Genomic DNA, 11,105 nt, shown 5'->3' with positions numbered 1-11,105 from the left:
CGATCAGCATTTGATTAGTAAGTGACACCGGCAACGACTGTGGTTTTCATGTGCATTCGTTTGCTGGCGCAGGCTTGCGGCAGTAGACGAGCCATGATCCGACTTTCCACTTGCGGTGAAAGGCGCATCTGCTTCGTTGCCGATTTCAGCGCCGACAAGGAGTTGACAAGCGGCGATAGTGCTGCAGGAGTTCCAAGGAACGCCCCGTTTACCGGATACGGCTGATACTCGTAATCTGCCTTTTGAATGTCTAGAACTTTGCAGAGGCTGGCGAGCAGTGCTTCATCTGATGCCAGGTGGCTTATGTTTGGATCGTCAGGGAACACAAGTCCGATCGGATGGGCGCTGTCGGGGTCAGACAACTGACTGGCAATGGTTCTCAATGCCAGATGTTTGCCGTCGATCAAGTTCTCCATCAGGAAGTGATGATAGGCCGAGCGGCTGGTGAATTCCGGGTTCACCGGGTCTGTTTGCAGATCGATATGGCCGATCAGGTCGTAGTCTTGATAGCGGGCTTCGGTCAAATGCTCAAGCATTGCCCAAAGACTTCCTCGCTCGTACACCCGGATATCGAGTGTCAGGTTACGCTCGGTCTCAAGCATATTGTGCAGCGCAACTCGCATTGCTTCATCGCTGGTCAGTACGATCAAGGTCACGCGGACACCTGAGACCGTAATCTTGTCCAGTGCATTGAGCAGGTGTTGAGGCGATTCGACACTGAGGTACAAAAGAACTGCACGGTCCCCCAACACCGAGTGAGGTTTTTTCCAGTCGAAATGAGTCTGGTTCCACGGCCCTTGCGGACGACCCGCGCGAAGGTAATGGGCAAGAGGGTCTTGCTGACCGACCGCGTCTGCATTGAGTTCCTGATAGAGCCTCGGATCAAAACCTGGAAATGGCTTGCGACGAAGTATGCCTCGACTCCATGAGCGAACATAACGACGCACGGCCTCATCCGCATTCTTCAAGTGCACGTTGGCGGGCGTGTAAAAATCGATGTCCAGTACACCTGCCTCGGAAATCGTGGCACTGTCCTGCTGTTCCTGACGGCTCGACGCTTCCAGTTGAGTGGCGATGTCTACCAGTTTTGCAACGTAGTCAGGCATGTTGAACTCGCGGGTGGCGATAGCCTTCACTCGCTCGCCCACGTCCGCTCTGACGCTATTGGAGGAAGCCAGACGAATGATTTTGTCCGCCATGTCGCCAGTGTCGAGGTAGGGCGCCACGCACGCCGATTCAAGATCGTTGCGCTTGAGTATTTCGGCGATACCTGTGGTCCGGTCAAAACATAGTACGGGCAGGCGGTGCAGCATGGCGTCAATAGCGACGTTCGGTAGCGGATCGAGTCGTGAGCTGAGCAGCAACATATCGCTCATGGCATAAACCTCCTCGATCTGTGCAGTTTCGGTGATGATCGTAAATTGTTCAGCAATGCCGCTGCGCTGAATCTGATCCAGCAGGTAAACCGAATAAGCGATGTCGGTCTCGGGATTATAGTTATCGCCGATCCAGACAAAACGGCATTTGTGACCGATCGCGGAGTTGATGACCCGCGTGGCGCATTCGATGAAGATATCGACACCCTTGCGCAATTGAACGCGGCCGGCGCCAAGGATGACGATAGTATCGGCGTCCTGATCCTTTGGTCGCATGGCATGCTGGAGTCGAAGTTTTTCAGCGACGACGAATTTCTCGTCCTGTGCTTCACCCGGCACGATACTTTTGCCTTGTGCCAACACTGGAATGCTGCAGTCGCCGAGTTGCGGCAGTGCTTGCACCGCACTGTCTAACGTTGCTCGTGAGGAAAACACCGTCTGACTTGCCCACAGCAATGCATTTTGAATGGCGGATTGCGGGCGGGTGTAGATCGCAAACTCGTGGATAAGACTGACTGCGGGAATGAAGCGGTCGGCCAACGGCTTGAGCACCACATTGGATTCCAGGCTGTTGACGATCGCAAAGTCGATTTTATGGGTGTTCAAAAACTCGCTGACTGCCAGGGACGCGCCCGTCGCGCTGCTTCGGTCCAATGGGCCCGCAACGATCACTCCTGATTCGAGGAAGGCCTCAGTCAGGTTGCCAGGTCCCAGAAGCAGTGCGACGACATTGAAGCGCTGTGTCAGGTGCTGTGCAACGTTGAGGCTGAGAATCGGCGCACCGGTACGCGATGCTTCATGACTGACGAGCAATACAGTCGGCTTGCCGTGTTCGTCATTATTGAGCGGGCGACTCAGTTTGACCTGCGGCACGGTTCCGATCCGGCCTTCATGTCGACCGTGCAACAGGAAATGCTGTTCCGGTTCAATTCCACAGTCGGCAATGTCAGGGTACATGGCAAGATAAAAGTCGCGGTCAAATGCGACGTCTTCTTTTTCTACCTCTCGCTCTTCCTCACCGCTTACTTCCACGAGCGCTGATGATTGCAATATTGTTGCTTCATGGAGGGCAGAGGGGACCGGGCTGGCTGACGCCTGGCGACCCTCACGAAGGCCTGCGCCCAGAAAGTGTTCCCGTGCACTTAGAGTCGAGGCGGCCACGTCTGGGTACGTCCTCAAATAAAAGTGGTCGTCGAACTGATTGCCATTGGGCAGCGGGATGACCGGTCTGGTGGCTTTTTTATTGAAAACGCGAAACAGCTTCCAGGTTCTGGATACGAAGAACGTCGCCCAGGCATTGCTCAGCGTATCGACCTGTTCGGTGGTCGTCAGCAAGTTGCTGTGAACGGTATTCAGCGACAACGTCAGATCGGCGACATGTTGCTTGAGCGATACCTCACGGGCTGTGGCCAGTTCGAGTGCCGACTGGCACTGCCCGAGTTCGGACGTCAGTTCATTATTGCGGGCAGTCTGCTCCGACAGAGCACTTTCGAGTAAGGATTGTTCATGTTTCAGAGCGGCGAAACTGGAAGACTTCTCGGTCTCGGTCGCCAGATAGATCTCGTTGTTATAATTCAGGTGCTGGATGTGCGTGTTCAGGGCTTCAATCTGGCGATCCCTGGCCACAATTTCTTCGTTGGCAGCGACAGTTGCAGCTTCGGCTTGGGATACAAGTTGCAACATCGGCTGCATCCGTCGTAGTGCCGACATCAGAGGTTGAAACTGTTGTTCGAATTCATCGCTGTTGATGGACAGCTCGTCAAGTGCACATTCACGCAGCAACTCATAAGTTTGCGCGAGAATGGCGGGCTCGATATGGCTCTTCAGCAGTTCATCATCGTCGTGTCGGCCATGACGCAGGTTGGTGTCCAGAAACTCTTTTGAGTAGCTCGCCAGCTCTTCCGGGGTGGGCGCCTGCAGGCCCAGAGTGCTGGATATCCGCAGGAGCTGCTTGCCTGGATCACTCAGCAGATAGTCATAACCTACAATCAATCGACTTTCAGAATGGGTGCATGCCACGGCTTGCAGCATGTGTTCCAGCCAGAGGATATAGGATTTGACTGGCGGGAGTTGGTTGCGTGCGGTCAGTGATGCTGCAACATTCAACGGGTTGCGCAAGGCAATGACATAACCGATTTCGAAGCCGAGTTCGTTCAGCAGCTTTTGCCAGAATGGAAGCAATCGTGTAATGCGCGGATCCTTGATTCCCCACATTGAAGTCGATGTTGTTTTTTGCGTCACCAGCGATTTGGCGGCGTTATAAATTTCCTGAATCCCGGGCAATTCGAAAACATTGGCGTCGATCACGCCCATGCGATCATGTGCCGAGCCCAGCAAGCCGAGAATCCGGTTATTGATGGCAATGACATCGCTGTCTTCCCAAAAACCGGTGGGATTGTCAGGGCCGGCAGGATGTAGATCGTCGCTCAAGGCGACGCCTATGGTGCTCAGGCCTCGGGTGAGGGCGCTGGTGCCACTGCGATGCATGCCCAGGACAATGATGATTTTTTTGGTATTCATTGATTTAGATGCCTTGGGAAATTGTCAGCGTCGGCACGCAATGGAAGTCTACGATGCTGGTGGCCAGACAGCCGGACTCCGTGATGACACGGAAAGCCGCTACGTCCAGGGCACGATGTAGAAATGTTTCAACCTGATCGGAGATGCCGGTGACGCCAGCGTTGAGAAAATACATACCGGGTGTCAGGTTGCAGGAAAACCGAAACTGGACCTGTACGCTGCTGCCGGCCTCGACCCACTCGACTGAGTCTGCTACCGAAGGGGCGGAAACCGCACCGCCGAGTTCCGCGCCGCTCACGGTCTTGATCAGCATGCCGAACCGAACGCGTTCTGCGATGGTAGAAAAGTCGACGATGTAGCGGTAGAGATAGCTGCGTCCGCGAACCAGGTTGTTCACTTTGATACCAGATTCGGTAAAAATGCCAGCGTCTCGAATGCGCGCACCCTTGTCTTCATATTCGATTGTGCTGTTGGGCTTGAGATCGGGGTCGAAGCTCTCCTCAATCTCTTGTTCGGGCTCTGGCGGCGCCAGTTCCTCTGTCTGAGGGTCGATACCTGTGGGTGCCTGCCCCGAAATAATTTGCTGGCGAATGATTGCCCGGCGGTCTGCGGCGGCATACAACATTTTCTGATAGTTGCCCACGACCTGTTTCGGTGCGCCCTCGGTCAGTTTGTCGCCGCTGTCGAGCAGGATTGCCCGGTCGCAAAGTTCGACGATGGCGCTGCCCGCGTGGGACACGAACAAAATCGTCGCGCCTTGTTGTCGAATGGCCTCAATTCTGGAAAAGCACTTGCGTTGAAACAATTCGTCGCCAACCGAAAGTGCCTCGTCGACGATAAGGATTTCCGGGTCGGCGTTAATGGCTACTGCGAAAGCAAGTCGCACCGCCATACCGCTGGAATAGGATTTGACCTGTTGATCGATGAACTCGCCGATGTCTGCAAATGCTTCGATTTCAGCGAAGCGTTGATCGACTTCCTGGCGGCTTAGTCCAAGAATCGAACCATTTAGATAAACGTTTTCTCGACCGGTAAACTCTGGGTTGAATCCAGATCCCAGCTCCAACAGGGCGGCAATTCGTCCATTTACTTCAACCGTGCCTCCGGAAGCGGTGAGCGTGCCACAGATGATCTGTAGCAACGTGGATTTTCCGGAGCCGTTTTTTCCGATAATGCCCACGGTTTCGCCGCGAGAAACTTCGAAACTTATGTTCTTGAGTGCCCAGAACTCGCGATAGTACTTGACGTGGGCGTCCTGAAGCCGGTTTCTGATCGGGGCCAGAAGCAATTGCTGAAGGCGCTGACGAGGGCGTTCGTAGATGTGAAAACATTTGCTCAGATTTTCAACACGAATAGCCAGATTCGATGCGGGCACCGATGCTTCAGTTGGATTCGTTGCTAGCAATTCAGAGGACATCAGCAAAACCCGATCTTGTTTTCTGGAACCACGCATAACCTGCTGCGGCGACTAATAGAGCAATAAGCAGGTAAACACCAAGCCCCATGAAATCAGGCAATCTTCCCCAAATCACAACTTCCCTCATTTGTTCGATGATGAACGTGAGGGGGTTGAGCAAAATGAGGGTCTGATATTGCTCGGGCAAGGAATGCAACGGGAAAAAGACTGGCGACAGGAACAGCATTACAGTCGTGATAATCCCGGTCGTCTGGCCCACGTCCTGCAGATAAACCCCCAGCGATGCCAGTACCCATGCGAGGCCCAGCGTCAGTATCAGCAGAGGCAGCATGACGACCGGAACCAGTAGTGTAGTCAGATGAGGCATGCCCTGGAAAATACAGTACGCAAGGACGAGGACAGTCAGGCTGATCAATCCATGAAAAAGCGCTGCGCCTAAAGTTATGATGGGCAAAACTTCCAACGGGAAAACTACCTTTTTCACATAGTTGACGTTGCTCAACACAACGCTGGGTGAGCGATTGATGACCTCTGCGAAAACGGCGTGCACGATCAGACCGGCGAAAAGCATGATCGCAAACATGGTTTTGCTTTCTTCGGTACCTGCCGGAGTGATACCCCAGCGCGACTTGAATACAACAGCAAATACAAAGGTGTAGACACTCAGCATCATCAATGGGTTGAGAAAAGACCAAAGCAGACCTAGCACTGAGCCCCTGTATCGACCGATAACCTCACGCTTGGTCATCTGATAGATCAAGTGGCGGTGCAAAAACAGATTTTTGGACAGGCCGTACAGGCTCGATGTCTTTTGCGGAACACTCATTAAAATACCCAAAAGAATGAATTTGTGAACGCTGGAAGGCAAAAGTGACGCACTACCTGCAGGGAGTTCCAGGATGCGAAGTTTCGTCAAAGGTGATTGAATCCATCGCTAGATCTTCCTGAACAGAACGGCCATGACCAGACCGAGATTACCGAGTAGGGTTTGCCGGTAAAACCGGCTTTTCAACATCAACGTTATTCTGGTTGTCAACGGCGCGCTGCGAGCCTGTTCAAAGCGATGGAGGGCTGTCAGATTGTGATCGGTCAATCGCTTTTGAAGTCTGTTCAACGCGGCAATGTTTGTGTTGTTCCAGTCGTGCAGCGAGCCTTTGAGCATGCTTGTCAGGCGACGCATTCGACTCATAAACGAAGTGTTGGCACCAATAACGTTTTGAGCATGCTGGCGATAGTCCAAGGTCGGAACCGGATCGTAGAAGACGCTTCCCCCGCAGCCACTGATAAGCAAATAAGCCCACCAGTCATGGCAAACCAGTTGCGCATCAATGGGGGTTTCCGCCAGCAGGGAACACGCCGCCTGATTGATCAGCATCGTGTTGCCACCCGCCAGACTCTGCATCAGCGCATTTTCGAAACTTGGACGCTTGGCGAACAATGGAGAAAGCCCGATAGCCCGTCCCGTGGTATCAATGATCCGAGTGCGGCCGCAATACAGGGATGGGACTTCACTGGGTTGGTGGCGCTGCCAGTCCAATGCGTTTTGCAGCTTCGCAGGGTGCCAGATATCATCCTGGTCACAAAACGCGTAATACGTATGCTCACCACAAGCCTGTCCGAGTACAGAAAGGAAATTGATCGAGAAACCGCGCTCGGGTCCCTTGCTTATTTTCAGCCGCTGCGAACCCCATGCCTCGCGGTAATGTTGCAGGATTTCAAGTGTCTCGTCCGTAGAACCGTCGTCCGAAGCGTAGACAGTCCAGTCTGGATGGGTCTGCGCAGCAATAGAGTCGAGTTGCTCCTTGAGAAAGCGTCCGCCATTGTAAGTGCAGAGTAATATGGCCACATCCCCGACATCTTCTGCAGGGCTGCTCAGCGTTGTTACTGTGGCGGGCAGCGGTTGATTTGACACAAGTTTGAGCGCTCTTTCCATGGTGGCGAATTGGTTTGGACATCGTCACGAAGCTGATTAGTTTACCGGGTTTATCAAGGTTTTACACGGCGCGAATTCGCATGCGGATCGGGTCGGGCGCCAGGGAAAAACGGGTGGTACCCTTATCCTGCGCTTCCTCCCATTTGTCGCGAGGCCTTTGACCTGCAGACTGGCTTTCTATACTCGCAATTCTTTTGACCGTGATGCTTGGGGGGTGTTGAGCTGTATGCCATCATTCAGGTACATGAATTATTGGCTCGTTATCGCTGTCGAACCTTGATTCGGGTATGGCACTTTTCAAGGCATCGATTTCTGCGCACCCGGGGCACCCGTCTCTGGCAGGATCAGGCTGCGATGTTTCAGGTAAGGGAGAGAACCTATTGAGCGAAGAGTTTATGGATAGAGTGAAGACACGGCTGCTGGGGTTGCCCCGGCGTCGAAAGCGTTTGTTGCAGGTGGCCACAGACATCGTTTTGGTCTGGGTTGCCTTGTGGCTCGCGTTCATCGTGCGTCTAGGGATAGACGACATGTACAACCCGTTCAAAATTCATCTGTGGCTTTTCGCGTCTGCACCAGCCATTGCAATTCCTCTCTTTATCCGTTTCGGCATGTATCGTGCCGTGATGCGTTATTTCGGCAATGATGCACTGATAGCCATCATCAAGGCTGTCAGTCTGTCTTCATTGATTCTTGCACTCGTCGTCTTCTGGTACAGCAATCACGAGGCCGTAGTCCCGCGATCCATCATTTTCAATTACTGGTGGTTGAGTCTGGTCATCATCGGTGGCCTGCGCCTTTGCATGCGTCAATACTTCATGGGCGACTGGTTCACTGGTGTTCAGCATGTACCGTTCACAAACCGTGACGACGGTCTGACCAAGGTTGCCATCTATGGTGCTGGCGTGGCGGGTAATCAATTGGTTGCCGCCTTACGTATGGGGCGTGTGATGCGGCCCGTGGCGTTTATTGATGATGATGCAAGTATTGTCGATCGATCCATCTCGGGTCTGCAGGTCTATAAACCCAAACATATTCAGCAGATGATTGATGTAACGGGAGCACAGGAGATTCTGCTGGCGCTGCCTTCTTCTACTCGCGCCCGCCGTAGGGAAATTCTCAACTTCCTGGAAGGTTTCCCGCTGCACGTTCGCAGCGTTCCCAACTTTACTGACCTGGCCAGTGGTCGGGTAAAAGTCGAGGACATTCAAGAGGTCGATATTGCCGACCTGCTGGGGCGTGATGCAGTGCCGGCTCAGCCGGATTTGCTCGAGCGCTGTATCAAGGGCAAGACGGTAATGGTCACTGGCGCAGGAGGATCCATCGGTTCCGAACTGTGCCGGCAGATATTTTCGCTGCAGCCGACGACGCTTCTCCTGTTCGAACATAGCGAGTTCAATCTCTACAGCATTCTGTCTGAGCTCGAACAACGTGGCAGTCGCGAGTCGACCCCTGTTCGTTTGCTGCCGATTCTCGGCTCGATCCGCCATCAGGACAAACTGCTGGATGTGATGAAAACCTGGAAGGTCGACACCGTTTACCACGCGGCGGCCTACAAGCATGTGCCGATGGTCGAGCACAACATCGCCGAGGGCGTGTTGAATAACGTGATCGGTACGCTCAACACGGCGCAAGCGGCGTTGCAGTCGGGCGTTTCGAATTTCGTGCTGATCTCGACCGACAAGGCCGTTCGTCCGACCAACGTCATGGGCAGCACCAAGCGTCTGGCGGAGCTCACGCTTCAGGCGTTGAGTCGTGAAGTCGCGCCGGTATTGTTCGGTGACAAGTCGAACGTCTCCCGTGTCAACAAGACCCGCTTCACCATGGTCCGTTTCGGCAATGTGCTGGGTTCTTCCGGATCAGTGATCCCGCTGTTTCACAGCCAGATCAAATCCGGTGGTCCCCTGACGGTCACCCACCCGAAGATCACCCGCTACTTCATGACGATCCCGGAAGCCGCCCAACTGGTGATTCAGGCGGGTTCCATGGGGCAGGGCGGCGATGTGTTCGTGCTGGACATGGGGGAGCCGGTAAGAATCGTGGAGCTGGCCGAGAAAATGATTCATCTCTCCGGTTTGAGCATCCGTTCCGAGCGCAATCCACAGGGCGATATTTCCATCGAGTTTACGGGGTTGCGTCCCGGTGAGAAGCTCTATGAAGAACTGCTGATCGGCGACAACGTCGCCGCGACGCCGCATCCGATGATCATGACTGCCAGTGAGGACCACTTGCCATGGGATGTTCTCAAATCCCGGTTGGGTGAATTGCTCGCTGCAGTCGACGCGGATGATTATTCTCGCGTCCGCCAGCTTCTGCGTGAAACCGTCAGCGGCTATACCCCCGACGGCGAGATCGTCGACTGGATTCATCAGCAGCGCCGTCTCGAACCCTGATTGTTTCACATCCTGTAACGGACGCGTTTTTGACAGGCTCCCATCATCGCCTAAGTTTGGAGAGCAGCTTCGGAAAAGCTGCTTTCCCAATTGATGATGGAGCGTCACTTATGCGTACCGGATATTTCTATTCCCTGATTTTTGCCTTGCTGACCAGCGCTTCGATTGCCGCTATTGCTGCGCCCCTGGCGTCTTCCGAAGCGAACAAGGCGCCTGTGGTGATGGACGCTTCAGCCGCTTCTGAAAATCAGAAAGTTGATCTGAACAGTGCCGACGCGGCCACTCTGCAAAAGGAACTGGCAGGCGTGGGCGAGGCCAAGGCGAAGGCAATTGTTGCTTATCGTGAAACAAATGGGCCGTTTGCGTCGGTGGATGAATTGCTGGAAGTGAAGGGGATCGGCAAGGCGATCCTGGATCGCAATCGCGACAAGCTGGAAGTGAACTAAGCTGATTGTTCAACGCCAAGGGGCCGGTCATTGACCGGCCCTTTTTGCTTCCTGGTCCTGAAGGGCTGCAAGGGGGCAGGGGGTCTTTCCGTCGGAACATGTAAAATTACGACTATCATATTGCTTTCAGATTATGCCTATAATAATTTCAGTCGCCACTGAAGCCACCTGCTTTTCAGCGGTCGCTCATCTCTTACGCACTCCAGGAGTATCGTCATGAATTCCCCGAAATCCCAAGGTACAGCGCTTGTCACGGGCGCTTCTTCCGGCATCGGTGCGGTGTACGCCGAGCGGTTGGCGGCACGTGGTTTTGACCTGTTATTGGTGGCTCGCGACCAGGAGCGTCTGGAGTCCGCGGCTAGCAAACTGCGAGAAGCACACGGTGTTCAGGTTGAAGTGCTGAAGGCCGACCTGACGCAGAAGGATGAAGTGCTCAAGCTTGAGCAGCGACTGCGCAGCGATTCCAGCATCAGCCTCCTGGTCAACAATGCGGGGGTGGCAGTCAATGGCTTGCTGGCCAATGCCGATCCCGAGGCACTGGAGCAACTGATTCAGTTGAATGTCACAACCCTGACCCGCCTGGCCGCCGCCGCGGCGTCGGCATTTACCACCGCCGGGCGTGGCACGATCATCAATATCGCGTCGGTGGTCGCCTTGTTCCCCGAGCGCTTCAATGCCACCTACAGTGCAAGCAAGGCCTACGTGTTGAGCCTCACTCAGTCGCTCAATACCGAGCTCGAAGGTACGGGTGTCAAGGTTCAAGCAGTATTGCCGGGGGTAACCCGCACTGAAATCTGGGATCGCTCCGGTTTCGATGCCAGCGGTATTCCGGCGGAGATGGTCATGGAGGCGGGTGAGATGGTGGATGCGGCGCTTTCGGGTCTGGATCAGGGCGAACTCGTGACGATTCCTTCGCTGCCCGATGCCGGTGAATGGCAAGCCTTTGTTGCTGCACGTCATGTGATGGCGCCCAATCTGTCCCACAGCTCGGCGGCCAGCCGATACAAGTAAAAGACTTTTGAG

Annotated in this window: 7 protein-coding genes; 3 read left to right on the top strand and 4 right to left on the bottom strand. The window is 54.3% G+C overall.

Annotated features, from left to right (window positions below; all coding sequences use genetic code 11):
- Positions 1-14: 14 nt before the first annotated feature.
- The 4 genes from NWV16_RS20060 to NWV16_RS20045 all read right to left on the bottom strand — a co-directional run bounded on the left by NWV16_RS20060 (position 15) and on the right by NWV16_RS20045 (position 7,225).
- Complete coding sequence (locus tag NWV16_RS20060) at positions 15-3,896, bottom strand: glycosyltransferase (protein ID WP_260520472.1); 3,882 nt, start codon at positions 3,894-3,896, stop codon at positions 15-17.
- A gap of 4 nt (positions 3,897-3,900) precedes the next feature.
- Positions 3,901-5,313, bottom strand: coding sequence for an ABC transporter ATP-binding protein (locus tag NWV16_RS20055; protein ID WP_260520471.1), 1,413 nt, complete (start codon positions 5,311-5,313; stop codon positions 3,901-3,903).
- Positions 5,303-6,139 carry an ABC transporter permease gene (locus tag NWV16_RS20050; protein WP_260523557.1) on the bottom strand — a complete coding sequence of 279 codons (837 nt, stop codon included), beginning with the start codon at positions 6,137-6,139 and terminating at the stop codon, positions 5,303-5,305. The genes NWV16_RS20055 and NWV16_RS20050 overlap by 11 nt, the downstream gene beginning before the upstream one ends.
- Positions 6,140-6,247: 108 nt before the next feature.
- Complete coding sequence (locus NWV16_RS20045; protein WP_260520470.1) at positions 6,248-7,225, bottom strand: glycosyltransferase family 2 protein; 978 nt, start codon at positions 7,223-7,225, stop codon at positions 6,248-6,250.
- A gap of 416 nt (positions 7,226-7,641) precedes the next feature.
- Between NWV16_RS20045 and NWV16_RS20040 the strand changes: the two genes are divergently transcribed.
- The 3 genes from NWV16_RS20040 to NWV16_RS20030 all read left to right on the top strand — a co-directional run bounded on the left by NWV16_RS20040 (position 7,642) and on the right by NWV16_RS20030 (position 11,093).
- A complete protein-coding gene (locus tag NWV16_RS20040) occupies positions 7,642-9,636 on the top strand; it encodes a polysaccharide biosynthesis protein (RefSeq protein WP_260523556.1) in 1,995 nt (664 codons plus the stop codon).
- Between the two features lie 110 nt (positions 9,637-9,746).
- On the top strand, positions 9,747-10,082 hold the full coding sequence (locus tag NWV16_RS20035; protein WP_260520469.1) for a ComEA family DNA-binding protein: 336 nt from the start codon (positions 9,747-9,749) through the stop codon (positions 10,080-10,082).
- A 216-nt stretch (positions 10,083-10,298) separates the two neighbouring features.
- On the top strand, positions 10,299-11,093 hold the full coding sequence (locus NWV16_RS20030) for an SDR family oxidoreductase (protein WP_260520468.1): 795 nt from the start codon (positions 10,299-10,301) through the stop codon (positions 11,091-11,093).
- Positions 11,094-11,105 lie beyond the last annotated feature (12 nt).

Source organism: Pseudomonas sp. BW7P1 (assembly GCF_024981055.1).
GTDB classification, from domain to species: Bacteria; Pseudomonadota; Gammaproteobacteria; order Pseudomonadales; family Pseudomonadaceae; genus Aquipseudomonas; species Aquipseudomonas bananamidigenes.
This window is presented reverse-complemented; position numbering and strand designations above follow the sequence as displayed.

What these genes read in the sequence shown, in the direction of transcription:
- NWV16_RS20035 (WP_260520469.1), top strand. Translation starts at nt 9,747, where the DNA reads ATGCGTACCGGATATTTCTATTCCCTGATTTTTGCCTTGCTGACCAGC.
- NWV16_RS20030 (WP_260520468.1), top strand. Translation starts at nt 10,299, where the DNA reads ATGAATTCCCCGAAATCCCAAGGTACAGCGCTTGTCACGGGCGCTTCT.
- NWV16_RS20040 (WP_260523556.1), top strand. Translation starts at nt 7,642, where the DNA reads ATGGATAGAGTGAAGACACGGCTGCTGGGGTTGCCCCGGCGTCGAAAG.
- NWV16_RS20050 (WP_260523557.1), bottom strand. Translation starts at nt 6,139, where the DNA reads ATGAGTGTTCCGCAAAAGACATCGAGCCTGTACGGCCTGTCCAAAAAT.
- NWV16_RS20060 (WP_260520472.1), bottom strand. Translation starts at nt 3,896, where the DNA reads ATGAATACCAAAAAAATCATCATTGTCCTGGGCATGCATCGCAGTGGC.
- NWV16_RS20055 (WP_260520471.1), bottom strand. Translation starts at nt 5,313, where the DNA reads ATGTCCTCTGAATTGCTAGCAACGAATCCAACTGAAGCATCGGTGCCC.